The organism is Spirillospora sp. CA-294931, from assembly GCF_050946795.1.
Classification (GTDB): domain Bacteria; phylum Actinomycetota; class Actinomycetes; order Streptosporangiales; family Streptosporangiaceae; genus Spirillospora.
Genome location: NZ_CP192006.1, coordinates 3,741,037 through 3,765,712, shown reverse-complemented (window position 1 = coordinate 3,765,712; position 24,676 = coordinate 3,741,037). Strand labels below are relative to the sequence as shown.

The 24,676-nt window shown below is 71.4% G+C and carries 14 protein-coding genes; 9 read left to right on the top strand and 5 right to left on the bottom strand.

Going from position 1 to position 24,676, the window contains the following annotated elements; all coding sequences use genetic code 11:
* Positions 1 to 60 precede the first annotated feature (60 nt).
* Positions 61 to 2,262 carry an SF1B family DNA helicase RecD2 gene (gene recD2, locus ACQPY4_RS16740; protein ID WP_433337297.1) on the bottom strand — a complete coding sequence of 734 codons (2,202 nt, stop codon included), beginning with the start codon at positions 2,260 to 2,262 and terminating at the stop codon, positions 61 to 63.
* 214 nt (positions 2,263 to 2,476) lie between these two features.
* On the opposite strand from recD2, the gene ACQPY4_RS16735 reads away from it, so the two are divergent.
* From ACQPY4_RS16735 to ACQPY4_RS16725, 3 genes are all read left to right on the top strand, one after another.
* The gene (locus ACQPY4_RS16735) at positions 2,477 to 2,965 is read left to right on the top strand and encodes a glycosyltransferase family 2 protein (RefSeq protein ID WP_433337295.1); all 489 of its coding nucleotides are present in this window, start codon (positions 2,477 to 2,479) and stop codon (positions 2,963 to 2,965) included.
* On the top strand, positions 2,920 to 3,528 hold the full coding sequence (locus ACQPY4_RS16730) for a glycosyltransferase (RefSeq protein WP_433338938.1): 609 nt from the start codon (positions 2,920 to 2,922) through the stop codon (positions 3,526 to 3,528). The genes ACQPY4_RS16735 and ACQPY4_RS16730 overlap by 46 nt, the downstream gene beginning before the upstream one ends.
* A gap of 168 nt (positions 3,529 to 3,696) precedes the next feature.
* Positions 3,697 to 4,791 carry an aldose epimerase family protein gene (locus tag ACQPY4_RS16725; protein WP_433337293.1) on the top strand — a complete coding sequence of 365 codons (1,095 nt, stop codon included), beginning with the start codon at positions 3,697 to 3,699 and terminating at the stop codon, positions 4,789 to 4,791.
* Between the two features lie 51 nt (positions 4,792 to 4,842).
* Here ACQPY4_RS16725 and ACQPY4_RS16720 read toward each other — a convergent pair whose 3' ends face one another.
* The gene (locus ACQPY4_RS16720) at positions 4,843 to 5,835 is read right to left on the bottom strand and encodes an NAD-dependent epimerase/dehydratase family protein (RefSeq protein ID WP_433337291.1); all 993 of its coding nucleotides are present in this window, start codon (positions 5,833 to 5,835) and stop codon (positions 4,843 to 4,845) included.
* A 1,472-nt stretch (positions 5,836 to 7,307) separates the two neighbouring features.
* The gene (gene mtnA / locus ACQPY4_RS16715) at positions 7,308 to 8,351 is read right to left on the bottom strand and encodes an S-methyl-5-thioribose-1-phosphate isomerase (RefSeq protein WP_433337289.1); all 1,044 of its coding nucleotides are present in this window, start codon (positions 8,349 to 8,351) and stop codon (positions 7,308 to 7,310) included.
* Between the two features lie 167 nt (positions 8,352 to 8,518).
* Between mtnA and ACQPY4_RS16710 the strand changes: the two genes are divergently transcribed.
* The 5 genes from ACQPY4_RS16710 to ACQPY4_RS16690 all read left to right on the top strand — a co-directional run bounded on the left by ACQPY4_RS16710 (position 8,519) and on the right by ACQPY4_RS16690 (position 19,596).
* Positions 8,519 to 9,184, top strand: a complete 666-nt coding sequence (locus ACQPY4_RS16710) for a hypothetical protein (RefSeq protein WP_433337287.1) — start codon at positions 8,519 to 8,521, stop codon at positions 9,182 to 9,184.
* Positions 9,181 to 10,689, top strand: coding sequence for a DNA polymerase Y family protein (locus ACQPY4_RS16705; RefSeq protein ID WP_433337285.1), 1,509 nt, complete (start codon positions 9,181 to 9,183; stop codon positions 10,687 to 10,689). The genes ACQPY4_RS16710 and ACQPY4_RS16705 overlap by 4 nt, the downstream gene beginning before the upstream one ends.
* A 14-nt stretch (positions 10,690 to 10,703) precedes the next feature.
* Positions 10,704 to 13,967 carry an error-prone DNA polymerase gene (locus ACQPY4_RS16700; RefSeq protein WP_433337283.1) on the top strand — a complete coding sequence of 1,088 codons (3,264 nt, stop codon included), beginning with the start codon at positions 10,704 to 10,706 and terminating at the stop codon, positions 13,965 to 13,967.
* Between the two features lie 155 nt (positions 13,968 to 14,122).
* Entirely contained in the window at positions 14,123 to 16,279 is a 2,157-nt protein-coding gene (locus ACQPY4_RS16695) for an MMPL family transporter (RefSeq protein WP_433337281.1), read from the top strand.
* Between the two features lie 164 nt (positions 16,280 to 16,443).
* Positions 16,444 to 19,596: a TIM-barrel domain-containing protein gene (locus ACQPY4_RS16690; protein WP_433337279.1), complete on the top strand. Its 3,153-nt coding sequence runs from the start codon at positions 16,444 to 16,446 to the stop codon at positions 19,594 to 19,596.
* 37 nt (positions 19,597 to 19,633) lie between these two features.
* On the opposite strand, the gene ACQPY4_RS16685 is transcribed toward ACQPY4_RS16690, so the two are convergent.
* Positions 19,634 to 21,979 (bottom strand): protein kinase domain-containing protein, encoded by a 2,346-nt coding sequence (locus ACQPY4_RS16685; protein ID WP_433337277.1) that lies wholly within the window; start codon positions 21,977 to 21,979, stop codon positions 19,634 to 19,636.
* Positions 21,980 to 22,249: 270 nt separating this feature from the next.
* Here ACQPY4_RS16685 and ACQPY4_RS16680 point away from each other — a divergent pair, with 270 nt between their 5' ends.
* Positions 22,250 to 23,695, top strand: a complete 1,446-nt coding sequence (locus tag ACQPY4_RS16680; RefSeq protein ID WP_433337275.1) for a polysaccharide deacetylase family protein — start codon at positions 22,250 to 22,252, stop codon at positions 23,693 to 23,695.
* Positions 23,696 to 23,710: 15 nt separating this feature from the next.
* Here the strand turns inward: ACQPY4_RS16680 and ACQPY4_RS16675 are convergent, their stop codons facing one another.
* Positions 23,711 to 24,640: a Ppx/GppA family phosphatase gene (locus ACQPY4_RS16675; RefSeq protein ID WP_433337273.1), complete on the bottom strand. Its 930-nt coding sequence runs from the start codon at positions 24,638 to 24,640 to the stop codon at positions 23,711 to 23,713.
* Positions 24,641 to 24,676: the final 36 nt, after the last annotated feature.

Sequence of the window (24,676 nt, the reverse complement as noted above, 5' to 3'; positions counted from 1 at the left end):
ATCTGGCCGCGGATCCCCCGGATTCCCGTTACTGCAAGACGCGTAACGATATCATCACGGTTAGTGATCGTCGATCATGATGCGGTGATCGAGAGCGGTGTGACGGCGTCCCGCCCCGGCCGTCCTGACCGCCGCCGCCAGCGCACGCCGCGCCCCCACCAGGACGACCAGCTTCTTGGCCCGAGTGATTGCCGTGTAGAGCAGGTTGCGCCGCAGCATCATCCACGAGCTCATCGTCAGCGGGATCACCACCACCGGGTACTCGCTCCCCTGGGAGCGGTGGATGGTGATGGCGTAGGCGTGGGTCAGCTCGTCCAGTTCGTCGAACCCGTAATCGATGCTCTCGTCCTCATCGGTGCGGACGGTCAGCGTGTGCTCCTCCAGCGACACCGCCGTGACGACACCCACGGTGCCGTTGAACACCCCGGCCTCGCCCTTGTCGTAGTTGTTGCGCAACTGCGTGACCTTGTCTCCCACCCGGTAGACGCGGCCCCCGTAACGGCGCTCCGGACGTCCCTCCTGGTGGGGGGTCAGCGCCTCCTGAAGCAGCCCGTTGATCGCCCCCGCGCCCGCATGCCCCCGATGCATCGGCGTGAGCACCTGGACGTCCCGCCCGGGGTCGAACCCGAACTTGCGCGGGACACGGTTGGCCACCACGTCCACCGTCAGCGCGGCCGTCTCCTCGGGCTCGTCGCACGGGAACAGGAAGAAGTCGGGGTATCCCTGCGTCTTGGGGTGCTCCCCACCGTTCACCCGGTGCGCGTTGACCACGATCCCCGACTCCTGCGCCTGCCGGAAGATCTTCGTCAGCCGCACCCGGGGAATGGTCTCCGCCGCGAGCAGATCGGCCAGCACCTCCCCCGCCCCGACCGAAGGAAGCTGGTCAACGTCCCCCACCAGCAGCAGGTGCGCTCCCGGGGGCACCGCCTTGACCAGCTTGTTCGCCAGGATCAGATCGACCATCGAGCTCTCGTCCACCACGACGAGATCGGCGTCCAGCGGGTCGTCGCGGTCGAACTTGGCATCGCCCCCCGGCTGCAATTGCAGCAGCCGGTGCACCGTGGCCGCCTCGTGACCCGTCAGCTCGGCCAGCCGCTTGGCCGCCCGTCCCGTCGGCGCCACCAGGACGATCTTCGCCCCCTTCACCGCCGCCAGCTCCACGATGGACCGCACCGTGAAGCTCTTCCCACAGCCCGGCCCGCCCGTCAGCACCGCGACCTTCGAGGTCAGCGCGAGCCTGACCGCCTCCTCCTGCTCGGCCGCCAGCTCCACACCGGTCCGTCCCTTGAGCCACCCGAGCGCGCGTTCCCAATCGACGTCCTGAAATGCCTTGAGCCTGTCTTGCCCGGACCGCAGAAGCCCCAGCAACCCCCGAGCCAGAGACACCTCGGCCCGATGAAACGGCACCAGATATACGGCCGGAACACTGACCTCGGCCCCCGGAACCCGCTCCCTCACCACACCCTCATCACGAACCAACTCATCGAGCGCCGGACCGATGAGCTCCCGCGACACCCCCAGGATCTTCTCCGCGGACGTCACCAGGTTGGGCTCGGGCAGGAAGCAGTGCCCGTCATCGGCGGCCTCCGACAACGTGTACTGAAGCCCCGCCTTGATGCGCTCGGGACTGTCATACGGGATGCCGACCGCCTGAGCGATGGTGTCGGCGGTCTTGAACCCAATGCCCCACACGTCCGCCGCCAGCCGGTACGGCTCCCGCCGCACGGTGTCGACCGACGCGTCCCCGTATTGCTTGTAGATGCGCACGGCAAGTGACGTGGACACCCCCACGCCCTGCAGGAAGACCATCACCTCCTTGATGGCCTTCTGCTCCTCCCAGGCGTCCGCGATGCGCTTGGTGCGCTTCTTGCCCAGACCGCGCACCTCGATCAGCCGCTCGGGCTCCTCGTCGATGATCTCGAGGATGCCCGTGCCGAAATGCGTGACCATCCGGTCGGCCATCACCGGACCGATCCCCTTGATCATCCCCGAGCCGAGGTAGCGCCGGATTCCCTGCACCGTCGCGGGCAGCACCGTCGAATACGACTCGACCTCGAACTGCTTGCCGTACTTGGGGTGCGACCGCCACCGCCCGACCAGGCGCAGGCTCTCACCCGCCTGCGCGCCCAGCAGCGCACCCACGACGGTCAGCAGGTCGGGCCCCGTCCGCTCGGTCGCCACCCGGGCCACCGTGTACCCGGTGTCCTCGTTCGCGTACGTGATCCGCTCGAGGACGGCCTCCAAAACCACCGGCTCGTTCACGGACAAATCATGACGGACACCACCGACGGAACGAAGTTATCCACAGATTTACGCGGCGCTGGATCCGGCCCGCCCGACCACGCCACGATGGCCGCCCGGCCTTCGAAAAGGGAGCGGAAATGACCCCCGGAATCGGATTCACCACGCTCGTCTACGGCGTCGTCTGGCTGACCACCGGCGCCTTCCGCGCGATCCAGAAAATGCGAGGCACCAAGTGACGCTCACCGCCATCGTCCCCGCCCACAACGAAGAGCACGGCCTGCCCGCCACACTCGCCTCGCTCCAGGCCCAGACCGTCCCTCCCGACGAGATCATCGTCGTGGACGACGCGTCCACCGACCGCACCGGCGAGGTGGCCCGCGCCCACAACGTCACCGTCTTACGCCCGCCCCGGAACCTGGGCAGCAAGGCCAAGGCCCAGAATTACGCCCTCCCCCACATCACGACCGACCTCGTCCTCGCCGTGGACGCCGACACCGTCCTCGCCCCCGACTACATCGCCCGCCTGAAGCCCGCCTTCGACGACCCCGAGGTGGCCATCGCGTCCGGCAACGTCCAGACCCGCTTCACCCGAACCCCATGGGACGCGGACGCTCCATCGAGTACCTCTTCGGCTTCCACTGGCACCGCCCGATCCAGGCCGGGGCCGCGAGCCCCATGGTCTGCTCGGGCTGCTGCTCGATGTTCCGCCGCGACGTCCTGACCGCCACCGGCGGCTTCCCCGAACGCACCATCGTCGAAGACATGGACTTCACCTGGTCCGCGCAGATCGCCGGCCTCAAGGCCCGCTACGTCGGCGACGCCGTCGCCTGGGCGGCCGATCCCGAGACTCTCACCTACCTGCGCAGACAGGTGTGGCGCTGGATGGCGGGCTTCTTCCAGAACGTGCGCCTCCACCTGCGCCCCCTCGTCCGGCGCAAACCAATGCTCGCCCTCTGGGTCGCGCTGGCGATCGTGGAGATCCTCCTGGCGCCCCTCTGGTGGGCCACCCCGATCATCGCCACCCTCGCCTGGCACCACCCGCCCCAGCTCACCCTCACCTGGTGGGCCGCCACCGAACTGCTCTTCCTCACTCCCCCACTGCTCTACGCGGCGCACCGCCGAAAACTCTCGTTCCTCCGCGTCCTGGCCAACATCCCGTTCCTGTATCCCACAAGAGCGGTCAACACCTACTACGCCTGGAAAGCCCTGATCGTGGAACTCCTCCTCGTCCCCCTCGGCCTGGCCCGTGGCCTCACCACCTACGAGAAGGGCCGTCCCAACTGACCGGATGAGGAACCACCCCTGGACGTTCTGATCATCTCGACGTACCGTCCGACCCGCGCGTCACAGGCGTGACGTCGGTTGATAGGAAAGGAGGGGCGCCCACCCCGGCGCCGCACGCACATGAAACGTGTCATCTCCCTCATCGGAACGGCGGTGCTCGGATCCGCGATGATCGCCACTCCCGCCCACGCCCAAGGCGCCATTACCAAGGACGTCTTCGGAACGCTCACCGACGGCACCAAGGTCGACCGCTACACACTGAGCAACGGCCAGGGAATGCGCGCCCGCATCCTGACCTACGGCGGCATCGTCCAGACCCTCGACGTCCCCGACCGCAAAGGCCGCCCGGGCAACGTCGTCCTCGGCTTCGCCACCCTGAAGGACTACGTCGACAAGAACGGCGGCCCCTACTTCGGCGCCATCATCGGCCGCTACGCCAACCGCATCGCCAAGGGCCGCTTCACCCTGGAAGGCAAGACCTACCAACTCCCCGTCAACAACGGCCCCAACAGCCTCCACGGCGGCCTCAAGGGCTTCGACAAGAAGCTCTGGAAGGCCGAGCCCGTCCGAGACAAAGACACGGTAGGCCTGCGCCTCACCTACACCAGCGCCGACGGTGAAGAGAACTACCCCGGCACCCTCCAGACCACCGTCACCTACACCCTCACCAAAACCAACGAGCTACGCATCGCCTACCAGGCCAAAACCGACAAGACCACCGTGGTCAACCTGACCAACCACTCCTATTTCAACCTCGCGGGCGAAGGCTCCGGCGACGCCTACGACCACCGCATGGAGATCAACGCCGACCGCTACACCCCCGTAGACGAGACCTCGATCCCGCTGGGCCCCCTGGCCCCCGTCCGAGGCACCCCGTTCGACTTCACCCGCCCCCACACCATCGGCGAACGCATCCGCGACAACCACCCGCAGCTCCTCATCGGCCACGGCTACGACCACAACTACGTCCTCAACCAACGCAAACCCGGCGCCCTGACCCCCGCCGCCCAAGTAACCGACCCCCGCACCGGCCGCGTCATGCGAGTCAGCACCACCGAACCCGGCGTCCAGCTCTACACGGCCAACTTCCTGGACGGCACCCTCACCGGCACCAGCGGCCGCACCTACCGCCAAGGCGACGCCTTCTGCCTGGAAACCCAACACTTCCCCGACTCTCCCAACCAGCCAACCTTCCCCTCAACAACCCTCCACCCCACCCAAACCTTCACCTCAACCACCATCTACGCCTTCACCACCACCTAAAAGTCCTCCCCACCAGTCGCCCCACCCCCTCTCAACACCCCACCCCAACAGCTAGGAGCGGGTGGCTTTGACCATGGCGTTGAGGGTTTCGTGGGCCGAGTGCTGAGGCGTCCAGCCGAGGGTTGTGCGGGCTTTGCTGGTGTCCATGAGGACGGGGTGACGCGCGACGTGGATCCATTCGGCCTTCGCCGGGCGGTAGGGCATGCGGTCGACGAGTACGGCGGTGAGGTCCACAACGCCACTCGGGACGGGGACGGCGTAGGCGCCGATCGCCTCGGCGAAGTCGCTCATGGTGATTTCGCCATCGGCGGCCAGGTTGTAAGCGCCGGGTGGGGCATCGCTGGTGACGGCCATGGTGACGGCGGTCGCGACGTCGTCGTGGTGGACCAACTGGAAGTGCAGGCCGGGGTCGGGCAGAACCGGCCGTAGCCCAGGGACGGCGCCGAGGACTCGGCGGAGAAATGCCGGGACGTACGGGGCGGCCTGCTCCCAGGGCAGATTGCGAAGGAGGACCGTGGCCTCTGGGCCGGCCACGATGCACGGACGCAGGACGAAGACGTCCAGCCCACTGGTCGTCTCGGCGAGCAATGCCTCGCATGCGGCCTTCTGCGCCGAGTAGTAGTGCTCGGACGACCCGCGCGGGGGCACGTCCTCGGTCAGAGGGACGGGATTGTCGCCGTGATAGCCATAGGCCGCGACGGAGGAGGTGTAAACAAGGCGGCCGGGACGTTCGGCCGCGGTCGTGGCCTCGAAAACATTGCGGGTGCCCGCGAGGTTGACGCGCTCGCTCAACTCACGGCTGCCCAGAATCACATAGGCGAGATGGACGACGACATCGGCGTCCGCCACAAGCCGCTCGACCGCTGGGCGGTCAAGGATGTCGCCCTGCCTGTACTCGGTCTTGCGCCAGCCCCGGGAGTCGGGGTCGAAGGGACGCCGCGCCATGCCGACAACGCGATCGACGCGATCGTCCTGCTCCAAGGCTTGCACCACGGACGTGCCGATCTCTCCGGTGGGTCCGGTGACCGCGACGGTCAGTGCCATCTGAGCTCCTGTCCTGGAGGAGGTGGAGGACGCCGGGCAGGGTGTGCGGCGGCGTTCCACTGCCGCCAAAACGTTCCGGCTTGAGGGCCTGGCTCTGTGCCTGTGCGCCGTGCCTGCCCGTCGGCGACCATGCGATGCGGGACGAGGGCCGCGCTGCTGACAGATCGCGGGCCGCCGCCGTGGGACGTGGGCGCGGTACGCGTGATGCGCAGGCCGCGTGACGTGCGGGGATGTGGGGTGCTGGGCCTGTTGGAGAGGGTGGGCTGCGCTCGGGGCGTGGCGGAGTGTTCCCGGGTGAGGGAGGGGTGGTGCGATTGACGCATCGAGTGCTCGCCTGCGGGTCGGTTGAGTCATCAATCCCTAGAAAGAAGCAGCCGCTTCTGTCGGCGGTCGTGGTTCGGATGCTCCGTCGCGGGGTGCGAATGCGCGAGGTGCGAATGCGTGCGCAGGGTGCGAATGCGCGGGGTGGGCGTAGAACGCGTGACGTGCAGAACGCGTGACGCGTTGGGTGCCCGGGGTGCGGTGTGCCCGGGGTGCGGTGTGCCCGGGGTGCGGTGTGCCCGGGGTGCGGTGCGGCCGGGGTGCGGTGTGCCCGGGGTGCGGTGTGCCCGGGGTGCGGTGTGCCCGGGGTGCGGTGTGCCCGGGGTGCGGTGTGCCCGGGGTGCGGTGCGGCCGGGGTGCGGTGTGCCCGGGGTGCGGTGTGCCCGGGGTGCGGTGTGCCCGGGGTGGTGTGCCCGGGGTGCGGTGTGCCCGGGGGGTGGTGTGGCCGGGGTGCGGTGCGGCCGGGGTGCGGTGTGCCCGGGGTGCGGTGTGCCCGGGGTGCGGTGTGCCCGGGGTGCGGTGTGCCCGGGGTGCGGCGTGGCCGGGATGCGGTGTGCCCGGGGGGTGGTGTGCCCGGGGGGTGGTGCGGCCGGGATGCGGTGTGCCCGGGGGGTGGTGTGCCCGGGGGGTGGTGCGGCCGGGGTGCGGCGTGCCCGAGGTGCGGTGTGCCCGGGGGGTGGTGTGCCCGGGGGGTGGTGCGGCCGGGGTGCGGCGTGGCCGGGGTGCGGTGCGGCCGGGGTGCGGCGTGCCCGAGGTGCGGTGCGGCCGGGGCGGTGCGGCCGGGGTGCGGTGCGGCCGGGGTGCGGTGCGGCCGGGGTGCGGTGCGGCCGGGGCGGTGCGGCCGGGGTGCGGTGTGGCCGGGGTGCGGTGTGCCCGGGGTGCGGTGTGGCCGGGGGAATGCCGGGGGCGGGGGTGTGGGGGACGCGTGGTGTGTGGTGGGCAGGGTGCGTCGTGTGGTTGGCGTCGTTGGGTGGCGCGCTTCTGGGGTGGCCGATCGAGGGGGTCATTCGCGTTTGGATCGGGCCGCCAAGGGTGGGGCGGGGGCGCGTTGATTGGCCGTCTGGGGTGTTGGCGAGTCGGGGTGGGGACACGTGGGGTGGTTGAGGTGGTGTTTTGCGGAGTGATTGACAGGGGCGGTTGCTCCGGGTGGGTTATGGCTTTGGGGGGTGGGGCGGTTGGGTGGCGGACGGGGTTGTACCCGCCGAGACTTCCAGCACACCGGTCTCGGTGGCCAAGGCCGTCACCAGGCGGGCGGGGGTGACGTCGAAGGCCGGGTTGAAGGCTTGGGCTCCCTTGGGGGCTACGGGGGCGCCGTTCCAGGTCAGGATCTCGTCGGGGTCGCGTTCCTCGATCTGGATGGTGTCGCCGGACGGGGTTCGGAGGTCGATCGTGCTCCAGGGGGCGGCGACCATGAATGGCACATTCCGGTCGGCGCAGGCCAGGGCGACGGCCAGTGAGCCGATCTTGTTGGCGGTGTCGCCGTTGGCGGCGATGCGGTCCGCGCCGATGATGGCGACGTCGACGAGGCCGCGCATGATCGTGCTCGCCGCGGCGCCGTCCACCTGGACGCGGTAGGGGATGCCCGCCTGGTCCAGTTCCCAGGCGGTGAGGCGTGAGCCCTGGAGCAGCGGGCGCGTCTCGTCCACGTAGACCATCTCGACCAGGTTCTCGGCGTGGAGTTGGCGGACGACGCCGAGGGCCGTTCCCCATCCGGCGGTGGCGAGGGCTCCGGCGTTGCAGTGGGTGAGGACGCGGAGGCGGCGCCCGGTTCGCTGGCGTAGCCAGGCGGTGCCGTGGGCGCCGATGGAGTGGTTGGCCCGGACGTCCTCGTCCAGGATCGCTTGGGCCTCGGCTACCACCGCCTCGAGGCCTTTCGGGACGAGGGGGAGCACGCGGTCGACGCCCCAGGCCAGGTTCACCGCCGTTGGGCGCGCGTGGCGGATCCGGGCGATCGCCTTGTCCGTTCGGGTGTCGTCCCAGCCTTCGCGGGCGGCCTCGCTCAGGGCGACGGCCACGCCGAACGCTCCCGTCACGCCCAGGGCGGGGGCCCCGCGCACGGCGAGCCGGGCGATCGCGTCGATCAGTGTCGCGACGTCCCGGACGTCGATGAATTCGAGCCGTCCCGGGAGCAGCGTCTGGTCGATGAGCCGGAGCGCATCTCCGGTCCACTCGACCGTCCGCACATCGTTCGCCATGGCCGAAGGATATGGGGGTTCGGCTCGGGCGCAAAGCCGCCGATCGGGCGCCTGTATGGGGATGCGGCAGATGTGAGCCCCCCGCGTTCTCCTTTGGTTGACCTGCGATAACTTGACATTGGTCGAACTTGTGTTCGACATTGTAAGAGATCAGGAGGGAGGGCGGCGTGGCGGACGTGGCGCTGGACGGGCTGAGGGCCGGTTCGGCGCCGCGAGACCTGGTCCGGGTTCTCCCGGCGCTGCGCGGGGTGATCCCCGGCGGTGGTCTCCGCCCCGGGTCCGTCGTCGGTGTGGAGGGCGAGGGCGCGGGTTCTTTGGGGGCCGCTCTTGTGGCCGGGGTGATGAGCGAGGACGAGGGGTGGAGCGCGATCGTGGGCGTCCCGGAGTTCGGGGTGTCGGCCGCCATCGGGATGGGAGCGTCGGCCGAACGGCTCCTTTTGGTGGACGACCCCGGCGAGCGCTGGCCGGACGTCGTCGCGGCCCTGGTGGAGGCCGTCGATCTCGTCCTGCTGAGACCGCCCGAGCGGCCCGGGTCCGCCGCGGTCCGGCGGATCTCCGCGCTGGCGCGCAAGCACGGCTGCGTGATGGCGCTCGCGGGCCCGTTCGCGTGGCCGGGCACCAGGCTCCGGCTGAGCGTGGGCGAGTCCAGCTGGCATGGCCTCGCGGACGGGCACGGTCGTCTCCAGGGACGACGCGCCAGGGTGACCGCCGAGGGCAACGGTCCGAAGCGGGCCGCCTGGGTCTGGCTGCCGGCACCCGACGGCCGCGTGGCGCTGGACGAGGTCTCCCAGCGACGCACCCCTCTCGAACTGGTCGACGAGGAGATCGCGTGAGCCGGGTGCTGGTCGTGTGGTGTCCGGACTGGCCCGCCACGGCGGTGGGGATCGAGGCGGCCGTGAGCGGGGTCGTGGTGGTGCGGGGGCAGGTGGTGGCGTGTACGGCGGCGGCTCGGGCCGAGGGGGTCCGGCGGGGGCAGCGGCTCCGGGACGCGCAGCGGCGGTGTCCTGAGCTGGTGGTGCGGGAGCGGGACGTCGATGCCGAAGGGCGGTTGTTCGAGGACGTCGTCGGGGCGGTCGCCGGGCTGACGCCCAAGGTGGAGGTGGTGCGGCCGGGGATGTGCGCGGTTCCGGCTCGGGGCGCGGCTCGTTTCTACGGCGGCGAGGAGTCTCTGCGGGTCCTGATGCAGGACGTGGTGGTGGAGGCCGGGTTCGACTGCGGGGTGGGGGTGGCGGACGGGCTGTTCGCGGCGGAGCTGGCCGCGCGGGCGTCGGGTGGGGTCGTGGTGCCGGACGGGTCCTCGGCGAGGTTTCTTGCGCCCTATCCGCTGGCCGTGCTGGAGCGTCCCGAGCTCGCGGACCTGCTCGGACGGCTCGGGGTGCGGACGCTCGGGCAGTTCGCGGCGTTGCCGGGCGGGCATGTGGCCGGACGGTTCGGCGCGGACGGGGCACTCGCGCATCGGCTGGCGCGCGGGGAGGAGCCCCGGCCGGTGGCCGCCTCGGCGGGAGCGGCCGATCTGACGCTCAGGGAGGAGTTCGATCCTCCGGCCGAGCGGGCGGAGCAGGTCGTCTTCGCGGCGAAGAAGGTCGCCGGGCAGTTGCACGAGGGGCTCGCGGCGGGCGGGTTCACGTGTGTCCGGGTGTCGGTCGAGGTGGGGTTCGCGGACGGTCATGTGCTGCGGCGGCTGTGGCGGCATGACGGGGCGCTGTCGTCGGTGGCGCTGGCCGAGCGGGTGCGGTGGCAGCTGTCGGCGTGGCAGGGCGACGACGCTGCCGTGTGGGGCGGGGTCACGTGGCTGGAACTGGCTCCTGACCAGCTCGTTCCCGACGTGGGACGGCAGGAGTCTCTCTGGGGGCAGTCGGCGGTGTCCGAGCGTGTCGCGCGGGCCGTCGAGCGGATCCAGACCCTGCTGGGGCATCGCGCGATCACGCGTCCGGTCCCCACGGGCGGGCTGGGCCCGGCGGAGCAGATCGCGAAGGTCCCGGTGGGCGACGTCCTGCCCGAGGGGCTGCCGGACGGGCCCTGGCCCGGACGGGTCCCGGCTCCCGCGCCCGGAGCGGTGCCGCCCCGGCCTCTGGACGCCGAGGTCAGGAGCGCCGACGGGGCTCCTGTGGTGGTCTCGTCGCGCTGTGCCGTCTCGGCGCCTCCGGCGCGGCTCGCGGTGGGGGGCCGCGAGGTCGGGGTGATGTCGTGGACCGGTCCCTGGCCCGCCACCGAGCGGTGGTGGGATCCCGCCCACGCGCGTCGCCGGGCGCGGTTCCAGGTGGTCACCGAGGAGGGCCGCGCGTATCTGCTGGCGGTCGAGGGCGGCGACTGGCATGTGGAGGCCACCTATGACTGAGCGGAGGGGGCGTCGTGGGGTGGAGTAATCCGCCCGTTTCCTGGCGGGAGTTCGAGAGGCGGCTGTCGTGGGGCGGCGGAAGCGGCGCCCCGCCGGAGCGGGAGGCCGAGCGGCAGGAGGTCGTTCGTGAGCGGGGTGGCGTTCCCTGGGCCGAGCTGCATTGCCATTCGTCGTTCAGTTTCCTGGACGGGGCCAGCTCACCGGGGGCCCTGGCGGAGGAGGCCGCGCGGTTGGGAGTGGAGGCGATGGCCATCACCGACCACGACGGGATGTACGGGGTGGTGCAGTTCTCGCAGGCGGCGCGGGAGCTGGGAGTCCGGACGATTTTCGGTGCCGAGCTGAGTCTGGGGCTGCCGGGGCCTCAGACGGGGGAGCCCGATCCGGCGGGACGGCATCTGCTGGTTCTGGCGCGGGACCCGGAGGGATACGCGCGGTTGTGCGCGGCGATCACCGAGGCACAGCTCGCGGGCGGGGAGAAGGGGCGGCCGGTCTATGACCTGGAGGCTCTGGCGGGGGCGCATGACGGGCACTGGGCGGTCCTTACCGGGTGCAGGAAAGGGCATGTCCGGTCGGCCTCCGATCCCGAGAAGGAGCTGCGGAGGCTGGCGTCGATGTTCGGCGACGCCAATGTCTTCGTGGAGTTGATCGACCATGACCAGCCGGACGACGATCCGCGCAACGACGCGCTGTTCGAGCTGGCCGGACGGGTCGGGGTGGGGGTGGTGGCGTCCAACAACGTGCATTTCGCGTCCCCGGGGGCGGACGCCAGGCTCGCCCAGGCGATGGCGGCGGTGCGGGCGCGGCGGAGCCTGGACGAGATGGTCGGCTGGCTTCCGGCATCGGGCACCGCGCATGTGCGCAGCGGGGCGGAGATGGAGGCGCGGCTGGCGCGGTTCCCGGGGGTGCGGGAGCGGACGGTCGAGCTGGGGCGGGAGTGCGCGTTCGACTTCGCGGTGATGGCGCCCCGGCTGCCGGACTGGCCGGTGCCCGACGAGGCGGAGCACCTGCGGAAGCTGGTGGCCGAGGGGGCGCTGAAGCGGTACGGCCCCCGGGACGACGAGCGGGTGCACGGCGCGTACGCCCAGATCGACCGTGAGCTCGAGGTGATCGAGGGGCTGCGTTTCCCCGGGTACTTCCTGATCGTGCACGACATCGTCGAGGCGTGCCGGGAGCGGAACATCCTGTGCCAGGGACGGGGTTCGGCGGCCAACTCGGCGGTGTGTTACGCGCTGGGCATCACCGGGGTGGACGCCGTCCGGCACGGGCTGCTGTTCGAGCGGTTCCTGTCGCCGGGGCGGGACGGGCCGCCCGACATCGATCTCGACATCGAGCACCGGCGGCGGGAGGAGATCATCCAGTACGTCTACGACAAGTACGGGCGGCAGTGCACGGCGCAGGTCGCGAACGTGATCACTTACCGGCCGCGGATGGCGGTGCGGGACGCGGCCAGGGCGCTGGGCTTCTCCCCCGGGCAGCAGGACGCGTGGTCGAAGGGGGTCGATCCGCGTGATCCGGTGGGCACCGAGGCCGAGATCCCCGGCGCCGTGACCGGGCTCGCCGCGCGGATGCTCAGGCTGCCCCGGCATCTGGGCATCCACTCGGGGGGCATGGTGATCGCCGACCGTCCGGTGGGCGAGATCTGCCCGATCGAGTGGGCGCGGATGCCGGGGCGCAGCGTGCTCCAGTGGGACAAGGACGACTGCGCGACGGCGGGCCTGGTGAAGTTCGACCTGCTCGGGCTGGGGATGCTGGCGGCGCTGCACGACTGCTTCGACCTGGTGGCCGAGCACCACGGCGTCCGGTACGACCTGCAGTCGGTCCCGCCCGAGGACGAGGCCGTGTACGAGATGCTGTGCGACGCCGACACGGTCGGGGTGTTCCAGGTGGAGTCGCGGGCGCAGATGGCGACGCTCCCCCGGCTGCGGCCGCGTGCGTTCTATGACCTGGTGGTGGAGGTGGCGCTGATCCGTCCCGGGCCTATCCAGGGCGGTTCCGTCCACCCGTATCTGCGGCGGCGGAAGGGCCTGGAGTCTCCGGCGTGCCCGCATCCGCTGATGGAGCAGGCGCTGTCGCGGACGCTGGGTGTGCCGCTCTTCCAGGAGCAGATGATGCAGCTGGCCGTCGACTGCGCGGGCTTCACCCCGGCCGAGTCGGACGAGCTGCGGCAGGCGATGGGCGCCAAGCGCGCGCCCGAGCGGGTGGAGCGGCTGAGGACGCGCCTGCTGGACGGCATGGCCGAGCGCGGGATCCCGGCCGACATCGCCGAGGACGTCTACGAGAAGATCCTCGGTTTCACCGGGTTCGGCTTCCCCGAGTCGCACGCGCAGAGCTTCGCGCACCTGGTCTACGCCAGCGCGTATCTGAAGAGGCACCACCCGGCGGCGTTCACCGCGTCGCTCGTCCGCAACCAGCCGATGGGCTTCTACTCCACGCAGTCGCTGCTGGAGGACGCGCGGCACCACGGGGTCGAGGTCAGGGGCGTCGACATCAACGCCAGCGACGCGCACCCGACGCTGGAGGAGCCCGTGCCGGTGACGTCGGATCATCCGCACGCGCCGTCGGAGCCGCAGCCCGCGATCCGGCTGGGTTTCACCGGTATCCGCAATCTGGGCGAGGACACGGTCGCGGCGATCGCGGCCGGACGTCCCTACACGAGCATGGAGGATCTGGCGCGCCGGGTGCCGCTGTCGGCGGCGGCCCTGGAGTCGCTCGCCACCGCGGGGGCGTTCGCGAGCGTCGGAGTGCGCGAGGGGTCGCCGCCGCTGTCGCGGCGTGAGGCGCTGTGGGCGGCGGGCGCGCTGGCGGGGTCGGGTCCGGGTCAGCTGGAGGGCGTCGCCCCGGGGGCCTCGGCCCCGGCGCTGCCCGCGATGACGCCGGTCGAGGAGACTCTGGCCGACCTCTGGGCGACCGGTGTGGCGCACACGCACCCGATGGCGCATGTCCGGGAGGCGCTGGACGAGCTGGGCGCGCTGACGTCGGCCAGGCTCGGGGAGGTGCCGGGCGAGACCAACGTGGTGGTGGCCGGGCTGGTCACCCATCGGCAGCGGCCGCCGACGGCGGGCGGGATGGTCTTCATGACGCTGGAGGACGAGACCGGGATCATCAACGTGGCCTGCCCGCCTCCGGTGTTCGAGCGTCATCGCGGGCTGGCCGTCGATTCGCAGGCCCTGCTGGTGAACGGGCGGCTGGAGCGGGCGGACGGGGTCACCAACGTGCGGGCGACCCGGCTCCGGAGGCTGCCGTTACCAGGTCGGGTACGTGCGCGCAACTTTCACTGAGCGTAGAGTGTCCGGATCCGGCCGCACCCGGCCTGACCTGCGTCATCGCCGTTAATGTCCTTTTTACTCGTCCGAGAAATGACGCGATATGTCTTGACCGCACGGGAGCGATCACGTAGCAGTGGAGGGCGGGTGACCGAACCAGGGGGTTTCTCATGGACGAAGGAAACCGGATCTCCTCGATTCCCTGCGGACGACGCAGCAAATGGGTCGTGGTGGCCCTCTGGCTGGTGATCTTCGCCGCCGCCTTTCCCCTGGCCGCCAAGCTGACCGACGCGCAGGAGAACGAGGCGTCCGCCTGGCTCCCCGGCGACGCCGAATCGACGCAGGTCGTCGAGCTGGCCGAGAAGTTCGTGCCGACCGACACCTTCCCCGCCGTGGTGGTCTACCACCGCGACGGCGCTCCGATCACCCAGGCCGACAAGGACAAGGCCGCGGCCGACGCCAAACGCCTCGACGCGATGACCGGCGACCCTTCGGGCAGCGACCCGCCGCGCGACATCGTCCAGAGCGTGCAGGGCCCCACGCCCGCCAAGGACGGCCAGGCCCTGCAGACCATCGTCAACGTCAAGGCCGGGGACGAGGGCTGGGAACTGCTCGGCCCGGCCGTGAAGGACTTCCGCGAGGTCGTCCAGAACGGGGGCAACGGCCTGGAAGGGCACGTGACCGGGCCCGCCGGGTACGGCGGCGACTTCAGCAACGTGTTCTCCGGCTTCGACGCCACCCTGCTGCTGATCACCGCCGCCATCGTGATCGCCATCCTGCTGATCACCTATCGGAGCCCGATCCTGTGGCTCGTCCCGCTGATCTGCGTGTTCGCCGCGCTCCAGGGCTCCCAGGCGCTGATCTACCTGCTGGCCGAGAACGCCGGGCTGACGGTGAACGGGCAGGCGGCGTTCATCCTGACGGTCCTGGTCTTCGGCGCGGGCACCGACTACGCGCTGCTGCTCATCGCCCGCTACCGCGAGGAGCTGCGCCGTCACGAGGACCGGCACACCGCGATGGCCGTCGCGCTGCACCGGGCCGGGCCCGCGATCATCGCCAGCGGGTCCACCGTGGCACTGAGCATGCTGTGCCTGCTGGTCGCCGCGCTCAACTCCACCAAGAGCATGGGCCCGGTGATGGCGATCGGCGTGGCCGTCGGCCTGGCCGCGATGCTCACGCTGCTGCCCGCGCTGCTGGTCATCTGCGGACGGTGGATGTTCTGGCCGGTCAAGCCGCACTTCGGGTCGCAGGAGCCGAGCGAGCGCGGCATGTGGGCCAGGGTCGGCGGGCTCATCGCGCCGCGCGCCCGCGTCACCTGGATCACCACCGCCGTGGTGCTGGGCGCGCTGGCGTTCGGGCTGTTCGGCCTCAAGGTCGACTACCTCGCCCAGAAGGACTCCTTCAGCTCGGGCAAGCCCGACTCGGTCACGGGTGAGGAGGTCATGGTCAAGCACTTCCCCGCCGGATCGGGCGCCCCGGTCCAGGTCGTGGCCAACGCCGCGCAGGCACAGGCCGTCCAGCGGGCGCTGGGCGGCGTCCCGAAGGTCACCGATGTGACGCCGGTCGGGAAGGCGGTCGACGGGCGGGTCTACTTCGAGGGGACGCTCAACGAACCGCCCGACAGCAAGGCGGGCTTCGACATCGTCGAACGGGCGCGCGACGCCGTCCACGCGGTCCCGGGGGCCGACGCCAAGCTCGGCGGGGCGGCGGCCGTCACGCTCGACATCAACGACGCGTCCCGGCGCGACCAGGGCGTGGTCATCCCGATCGTGCTGGTGGTGATCCTCGCGATCCTCGCGGTGCTGCTGCGGTCGATCCTGGCTCCGTTGCTGCTCGTGGCGACGGTGGTGCTGTCGTTCGCGGCGGCGCTCGGCGTGAGCGCGCTGGTGTTCAACCACGTCTTCGACTTCGCCGGAGCCGACCCGTCGTTCCCGTTGTGGACGTTCGTGTTCCTGGTCGCGCTGGGCACCGACTACAACATCTTCCTGATGACGCGCGTCCATGAGGAGGCCAAGCGGCACGGGACGCGGCGCGGCGCGCTGATCGGGCTCTCGGCCACCGGCGGGGTGATCACCTCGGCGGGCGCCGTGCTGGCCGGGACGTTCGCGGCGCTCGGCTCGCTGCCGATGGTCTTCGTCACCGAGCTCGGCTTCGCGGTCGCGTTCGGCGTCCTGCTCGACACCTTCATCGTCCGGTCGGTGCTCGTCACGGCGCTCAACCTCGATCTGGGTCCGCGCATGTGGTGGCCCAGCGCCCTGGCCCACGAGAAGACCGGGTCGCTCTCCGGCGGCGCGGCCAAGGACGAGACCGAACCCGCCTCCCGCTAGCCGCCCGGAACGCCGCGAGGCCCCGTCCGCGAACGGACGGGGCCTCGTTCCATGCGTGCCCGAACGAACTCGCGACCCAATCGTGACCACCCGGGGGCGTGACAGCACCGCGAGCCTGGCGTTAGATCCCACTGACGCTCAAATGCGCGCGAAAGGACGGTTCTATGCGCAGATTCGCGCATCCGCTGGCGGTGGGTCTGCTCTTGACGGGCTTGGCCGTACCGTTCACCGCCCCGGCGGCCCAGGCCGACGGGGACACGCTCGGCGAGATCACGGGAGTCAAGGACGAGGGCAACGGCACCTTCACGCTGGACGCGGGCAAGGCCAAGGTCCGCCTGGTCTTCCTCCGCGACGACGCGTTCCGGCTCTGGCTCGCCCCCGATGGAAACTTCACCGACCCGGCCAACACCCCTCCGGGCAAGCCCGGCGACCCGTCGGCCAACATCGTGGCCAAGAAGGACTACACGCCGCCGCCGGTCAAGCTGGACGGCGCGGGCGACCGGTACGAGTTCAGCACCGGCAAGGTGTCGGTGAAGGTCACCAAGAAGACCCCGCTGTTCAGCGCGCACCGCGCCGACGGCAGCCTGGTCTTCGACGAGGCCAAGCCGCTCACCTGGAGCTCCACCGGCACCACGCAGACGCTCCGGCGCGGCGAGCGCGAGCAGTTCTTCGGCGGCGGCATGCAGCTGGGACGGCTCAACCACCGCGACCAGACCATCGGGATCTTCCCCGACGGCGTCTGGGACAAGGAGGGCGGCCACCCCAACCCGGCGCCCTTCTACCAGACCACCGCGGGCTACGGCGTCTTCCGCAACACCTTCAGCAAGGGCTCCTACTCCTTCAAGGACCCGGTGGCCACGACCCAGCAGGAGCAGCGCTTCGACGCCTACTACTTCGTCGCGCCCAAGGCCAGCGACCTCAAGACCCCCATCGACCGCTACACCGAGCTGACCGGCCGTCCCTTCATGCCCCCGATCTACGGCATGGAGATGGGCGACGCCGACTGCTACAACACCTCAAGCCCCACCTCGCAGCACAAGCCGACGCCCGGCAAGATGCGCACCCCCGACGCGATCAAGGTGGCGCAGGCGTACCGCGACAACGACATGCCCAACGGCTGGATGCTCGTCAACGACGGCTACGGCTGCGGCTATGTCGAGCTACCCGAAACCGGCGCGGGCCTGCGCGAGCGCGGCCAGCAGATGGGCCTGTGGACCGAGAACGGCCTGCCCAACCAGGAGGCCGAGGTCGGCAAGGCGGGCGTCCGCGTCCGCAAGCTCGACGTCGCCTGGATCGGCGCCGGCTACCGCAAGGCGCTGAGCGGCTGCGAGGAGGCCCACGGCGGCATCGAGAAGTACTCCTCGGCGCGCGGCTTCGCCTGGACGGTCGCGGGCTGGTCCGGCACGCAGCGCTGCGCCGTCCAGTGGACCGGCGACCACTCGGGCAGCCTGGACTCCATCAAGTGGCAGATCCCCGCGATCGCGGGCAGCGGGCTGTCGGGCATCGCCTACAGCACCGGCGACATCGACGGGATCTTCGGCGGGTCGGACGAGTCGTACGTCCGCGACCTCCAGTGGAAGGTGTTCAACCCGGTCCTGATGTCGATGTCGGGCTGGGCGTCCAAGGACAAGCAGCCCTGGCGGCGCGGCGAGCCGTCCACCTCCATCAACCGTAACTACCTCAAGCTGCGCGAGCGGCTGCTGCCCTACCTGTACACCTACGCCGCCGAGGCGCACCGAACGGGCGCGCCGATCAACCGTCCGCTGGTCATGGAGTACCCGACCGACGCCCGCACCTGGGAGGAGGGCGCCAAGGACGAGTTCCTGGCCGGACGCGACTTCCTGGTGGCCCCCGTCTACACCTCCGGTGAGACCCGCGACGGCATCTACCTGCCCGAGGGCCGCTGGATCGACTACTGGACCGGCCAGGTCCACGACGGCGGCCGCACGCTCAACGGCTACCACGCCCCGCTCGACCGGCTGCCGCTGTTCGTGCGGGCCGGAGCGGTCGTCCCGATGAACAAGGCGGGCATCAACAACGCCCACGAGCAGAAGCCCGGCGACCCGATCACGCTGGACGTCTACCCGTCCGGGCGCTCGTCGTTCGACCTGTACGCCGACGACGGCGTCACCCGCGGGTTCCAGCAGGGCGCCTACGGCCGCCAGCACTTCGAGGTCGACGCGCCCAAGCAGGGCGGCGGCCAGGTCAAGGTCGAGATCGGCAAGCTGACCGGCGACTACGAGGGCAAGCCGACCGCGCGGCCGTACCAGCTGACCGTGCACACCGGCACCAAGCCGTCCACCGTCGCCATCGACGGCAAGGAGATCACCGGCTGGACCTATGACAAGGGCGTCGTGACCGTCACGACGCCGCAGGTCCCGGTCGGCGAGAGCCGGACGGTCACGCTGAACGGCACCTCGGCCGTGGGCGGGCGCACGCCCAGCGACCAGTACGCCTCGACCTCGGTCGTGACGCCGCCGTTCGTCCTGCCCGGCACGTCCGAGGACGTGAAGGTCTCCTTCACCAACCGGACCGGCCGGACGCTCAACGGCGTCAAGCTCGGCCTCGCCCTCCCGCAGGGCTGGCCCGCCGCGCAGGGCACGACGCTGGCGAAGGTGCGTTCCGGGGAGACCGCGTCCGGCACCGTCAAGGTGACGGTCCCGGCGGACGCCAAACCGGGACAGGCCACGCTCCACGCCACGGCCGACTACGAGGCGCACGGCCCGCAGCGGGCCAGTTCGGCCGCGTCGGTGAAGGTCGCCTACGCGTCCCTGGCCTCGGCCTTCGACAACACCGGCGTGTCCGACAACGCCGACACCAAGGCCGGGAACCTGGACGGCAGCGGTTCCAGCTTCTCCAAGCAGGCCCTGGCCGCCGCCGGTGTCACGCCGGGCGGCGAGGTCAAGGCCGACGGGACGACCTACACCTGGCCCGTCTCGGCGTCCGGCGGCAAGCCCGACAACGCCACCGGACGCGACCAGGTCGTCGCCGTGTCCGGCAAGGGCGCGCGGCTGGGCCTGCTCGGCACCGCGACCGCGGGCGGCGGAGCGGGCGGGACGGTGACCGTCTACTACGCCGACGGCACCACCGGCACCGGCAAGGTCACCTTCCCCAACTGGTGCTGCACCGCGACCGGCGACGCGAAGATCGCGTTCTCGGTCAAGGGCAAGAACACCGCCGACGGTGCGAACCAGTACCCGACCGTCGACTACCGCGTCTACAGCGGCGCGATCGCCCTCGACCCGGGCAAGGAGGTGCGCGCGGTCCGGTTGCCTTCGAGCTCGCCCCTGCACGTGTTCGCGGCGGCCGTGAGCTGACCCGGTGATGGGCGGGGCCGTGCGGCCCCGCCCATCGTCACGTCCAGTTGGGGTGGCCGACCGTCCCGGACTTGGGTCCGAACGGCCGGTCGCCCCGGCCGTCGGCGCGGATCACCCGCAGCGTCGGCTTGCGCACGTCGCCCCGGACGTAGCAGATCCACTTCCCGTCCGGTGACCACGCGGGGTCCATGTCGTGCTCGTCCCCCGAGGTCAGCTTCCGGGCGCCGGTGCCGTCGGCCTCGATCGTCCAGATCTCGGCGTCCCCGGACCGCCCGCGCGTGTAGGCGATCGTCTTGCCGTCGGGCGACCACTCGGGATCGACCGCGCGCACGCCGTCGCCGGTCACCTTCTTCCAGGGCGCGGACGGGTTGCCCGGGTCCATCGTGTAGATGGTCTCCACCCCGTCCCGCCTGGTCCAGAACGCCAGGAGTCCCGTCGAGAACGACACCATCGGGTCGTCCTTGGCGGAGTGGTCGGTGGTCAGCTGCTTGGGCCGGCCTCCGTCCATCGGGTACTGGAAGATCTCCCCGACTCCGTTCACAGCGCCGATCGCGATCAATGAGTTGCCGTCCCTGGACCAGGTGACCCGACCGCCCGCGATCTCGCCGACCCGGCGCTGACCGCCGCCGTCGGCGTTCATCACCCACGCCTCGTGCCGGGAGCCGTCCCGCCGGGTGAAGGCGATCTTGCTCTTGTCCCGCGAGTACTCGGGGAGCATGTCGCACTTGCCGCCGCTCACCAGCGTGGTCACGGCCCCGCCCGGCGTGTAGCGCCCGATGTCGGCGTGGCACGGGTTGGGCCACCCGGTCTTGGTGTCGAGGCGCACGAGCATCGGATCGGTCGGCGGAGTGAGGGACTCGGCCGAACCGCTCGGCGACACCTTCCCGGCCTTGGGGTCGCCCTCGTCGTCGCCGAGCATCGTCACCAGGTAACCGCCGCCCGCGATCGCCACCGCGGCCACGGCCGCCGCCGCGAGGACCAGCCCGGTCTTGCGGCGCTTGGCGCCGCCGCCCGGCGACACCACCACGGGAGGCGGCCCCGGCGGCGGCAACGACGACCGATCCCCCGGCATCTCCCGCCCCGGATGCCCCGCCCCCGCGGGCGGCTGACCGAACCCGCCGGGCGGACGTTCGGACGGCCCGGCGGGCGGCGCCGATGGGTGAGCGAACTCCGCCCCTGGACGTTCGGACGGTCCGGCGGGCGGCGCGGGCGCCTGGGCGAACCCCGCCTCCGGACGTTCGGGCTGCTGGGCGAACCCGGCCGCCGCCACGGGCGGGGCGGACGGCTGACCGGAGCCGGTGTTCGGGCGGTCGCCCGTTCCGGCGGGTGACCGGCCGGGATCGGTGGCCGGGCGGTCGGCCGTCGCCGGGTCGAGGGGCGGCGGAGGCCCCGGCTGGCCGTGCTCGGTGTCGGGCTTGAACGGTGGCGGCGGTCCCGGCTGGCCGAAGGCGGCGCCGGGACGGTCGGGGGCGCTCTCCGGGGCACCGTTGACGTCCGGGAGGGGCGGGGGCAGCCAGGACTCGCCGAGGGACGTCGTGACGGCCGATTCGGAGGCGCCGCCGCCGACCAGGTTGAGCAGCAGGTCACGGGAGGTCGGACGCTGTTCGGGCGCCTTGCTGAGGGCGGCGCGGGCCAGGCTCGCCAGCGGTTCGGTCAGCGCCCCGAGCTCGGGCTCGGCATGGATGGCGCGGCCCATCATGATCTGGAAGGAACCCTGGCCGAACGGGTTGCGGCCGTTGGCGGCGTAGGCGAGCAGGCAGCCCCAGGCGAAGATGTCGACGGCGGGGGTGACCTGCTGGGTGAGGACCTGCTCGGGCGCGATGTAGCCGGGGGTGCCGACGAGCTGGCCGGTCTTGGTGTGGGACGAGGCCATGTCGAGCGCGCGGGCGATCCCGAAGTCGATCACCCGGGGGCCGGTGATCGAGAGCAGGACGTTGCTGGGCTTGAGGTCGCGGTGCACCAGCCCGGAGGCGTGGATGGCCACCAGGGCGGCGGCGACGCCGACGGCCACGCCGTGCAGCATGCCGGGCTGCAGCGGGCCGTGCTCGGAGATGTGCTCCAGCAGTGAGGGGCCGTCGATGTACTCGGTCACCAGGTAGGCCAGGCCCAGGTCGGTGCCGTGGTCGAGGACCTGGGCGGTGCAGAAGGACGCGACGCGCTCGGCGTTGCGGGCCTCGTCCTGGAAGCGGGCCAGGAACGCGCGGTCGTCGGCGAGCTCGGGCCGGACGACCTTCACCGCGACGCGGCGGCCCTCGGCGTCGCGGCCGAGGTAGACGGCGCCCATGCCGCCTTCGCCGATCTTGGCGTCGATCTCGTAGGGGCCGACCCGTGTCGGGTCGTCCGGCCCCAGTTCCCGCCCTGGCCCGGCGGCGCGGCTCTCCATCGGCGATCCCCTCCATCGCCCGGGGTCGCACCCGATCGCCGCCCCTCCGGCGGCGGGCGGACCCATCGCTTTCACCTTGGCAGAGTGCGAGGCGTTACGGCCAGAGGCACGAGGGTCCGGCACGAGACCGGGCTTGGTCAATGTCGTGCCAAGTTCCCCTCGGACCCCGGCAAAACTCCGCCCACACGGACACAATCCGGCATTTCTCGGCAGACACCGACATACGCTGGCCAACCGTCAAGCGATGAACGACGGGTCACTGGGGGTGCTTTGTTCGCGGGCAGACGTCGCCGATGGCTCCCGCACGCCGCGGCGGCGCTGGCCGCCTCGTGCGCGCTGGCCGGATGCTTCGGGGGCGGTTCCGACCGCCAGGGACGGCAGGTCGCCGACAGCTCGGCGATCCGGGAGGTCACGCTCGACGCCGTCCCCGGGCTGAGCACCGCGACCCGCAGCGAGCAGAACGACCGGCGCCGCCTCTTCACCGGCTACCCGAAGATCCCCGGGGCTCCCGCGCTGACCGAGGCGCTGGCCAGGTCGGAGAACGACGAGATCGAGCCGTTCCTGGCCGACACCGCCAAGGCGCCCAGGGCACCGCACGCGATTCCCGAGCTCAACATCCAGTGGTCGCTGGCGGCGGCCGACCGCGACGTGGTGGGCGTGCGGCTGACGACGTCCACGTTCATGGGCGCCAACGGCGGCGAGGCCCGCCGCACCCTCTGGTACGACGGCCGGACGGGCACCGTCCTGTCGTCGGCTCAGCTGCTCAACGGGACCGAGGGCCTGCGCCGCCTGGCCGAGCTCGTCCGGGGACGTCTCGGGACGCAGGCCAACCCCGGGCAGGTCACCGCCGATCCCAAGACGTTCTCCTCGCTGGCCTTCAACGTGGACGGCGACCTGGTGGCCGAGTTCAGCGACTACGCCATCGCGCCGGGCGCGGCGGGACGGGTCGCGACCGTCCTGGCCCGGGGCACCTACGAGGGGATGCTGTCGGACTTCGGCCGCCGCGCCCGCGACGCCTCGCTTGCCGCCAAGCCGAGGCTGAGCCTGGGCACCGTGCCCAAGAGCCCGGCGTCCTCGCCCTCCGCGGCCGCCGGGGCGCCGAAGGTCGACTGCGCGAAGGCCAAGTGCGTCGCGCTGACCTTCGACGACGGTCCCGGCCCCTACACCGGCCGCCTGCTGGACCTGCTGGCCCAGCGCCGGGCCCGCGCCACGTTCTTCGTCGTCGGCAACAACGCCGACGCCCACCCCGACCTGCTGCGGCGCGAGGTGTCCGAGGGCCACGAGATCGGCAACCACACCCAGGACCACCGCGATCTGAGCCGCCTGCCGGCACTCCAGGTCAACCAGCAGGTGCAGCACACGCAGGAGATCGTCCGGACGACCACCGGCCGCGCTCCGGTGCTCCTGCGCCCGCCATACGGGGCCGCGAACAAGACGGTCGCGGAGGTCGCCAAGTCGCTGGGGCTCGTGCAGGCCCTCTGGAACGTCGACACCAACGACTGGCGCGACCGCGACTCGACGGTGGTCGCCGAGCGCGCCGTCTCCGGCGCGCACCCCGGCGCGGTGATCCTCATGCACGACATCCACAAGACCACCGTCGAGGCCGTCCCGAGGATCCTGGACCGCCTGTCGGCCCAGGGCTACACCTTCGCGACCGTCTCCGACGTCCTGGCCGGACGGCCCGTCGCCCTCGGCGGACGCTTCAGCGGCCGTTGACCGGCGGGCCGGGCGTCACCCGGTGATCATGTCGAGGCGGCGGAGGATGACGCCCTCGCGCAGGGCCCAGGGGCAGACCTCCATCTGACGGAGACCGAAGAGGTCCATGGCGGCGTCGGCGACGATGGCACCGGCGGCCAGCTGGGGTCCGCGGCGCTCGGAGACGCCGGGAAGCTCGGCGCGTTCCACGCCGGTCATCCGGGGGAGCTTGTCGGCCCACTCGGTGAGGTCGTCGCCGCGCAGCACCCGTTTGGCGTAGGGGCCCTCGGAGGAGGGGGCGGCGCCGGCGATGCGGGCGAGCTGCTTGAAGGTCTTGGACGTGGCCACGGCGTGGTCGGGCTTGCCGAACCGGACGATCTCGCCCGCGTGCCGGGCGATCTCGGCGCGCACATGGCGCCTGAGCTTGCGGGTCTCCTCCGCCGACGGCGGGTCGGCGGCGAACCAGTCGCGGGTGAGACGGCCCGCGCCCAGGGGCAGCGAGATCGCCACGTCCGGGTCCTCGTCCAGCCCGGTCGCGATCTCCAGCGAGCCGCCGCCGATGTCGACCACCAGCAGCCGCCCCGAGGACCAGCCGAACCAGCGCCGCACGGCCAGGAACGTCAGCCGCGCCTCGTCGGCCCCCGACAGGGCCTGGATGTCGACCTGGGTGCCCTCGCGCAGACGCTCCAGGACCTCCTCGCCGTTGACGGCCTCGCGGACCGCCGAGGTGGCGAACGCCACGAGGGTCTCGGCGCCCTTGTCCTCGGCGATCTGGAGGGCGTCCTCGACGAAGGCCCGCAGCAGTCGCTCGCCCTCCTCCGACAGCTTGTCGTCCTCGTCCAGATGCGCGGCGAGCCGCAGATCCGCCTTGTGGGAGAAGGCCGGAAGGGGGCGTGCCCCCCTGTGGGCGTCCACCAGCAGCAGATGAACCGTGTTCGAGCCCACGTCCAGCACGCCGAGTCGCATGGCCATGACGCTACCGAACCTCCGCGCGCCGGAATC

Excerpts from the sequence above, each read along its gene's own strand:
- ACQPY4_RS16695 (WP_433337281.1), top strand. The coding sequence starts at position 14,123 with ATGGACGAAGGAAACCGGATCTCCTCGATTCCCTGCGGACGACGCAGC.
- ACQPY4_RS16675 (WP_433337273.1), bottom strand. The coding sequence starts at position 24,640 with ATGCGACTCGGCGTGCTGGACGTGGGCTCGAACACGGTTCATCTGCTG.
- ACQPY4_RS16690 (WP_433337279.1), top strand. The coding sequence starts at position 16,444 with ATGCGCAGATTCGCGCATCCGCTGGCGGTGGGTCTGCTCTTGACGGGC.
- ACQPY4_RS16685 (WP_433337277.1), bottom strand. The coding sequence starts at position 21,979 with ATGGAGAGCCGCGCCGCCGGGCCAGGGCGGGAACTGGGGCCGGACGAC.
- mtnA (WP_433337289.1), bottom strand. The coding sequence starts at position 8,351 with ATGGCGAACGATGTGCGGACGGTCGAGTGGACCGGAGATGCGCTCCGG.
- ACQPY4_RS16720 (WP_433337291.1), bottom strand. The coding sequence starts at position 5,835 with ATGGCACTGACCGTCGCGGTCACCGGACCCACCGGAGAGATCGGCACG.
- ACQPY4_RS16730 (WP_433338938.1), top strand. The coding sequence starts at position 2,920 with ATGGTCTGCTCGGGCTGCTGCTCGATGTTCCGCCGCGACGTCCTGACC.
- ACQPY4_RS16725 (WP_433337293.1), top strand. The coding sequence starts at position 3,697 with ATGATCGCCACTCCCGCCCACGCCCAAGGCGCCATTACCAAGGACGTC.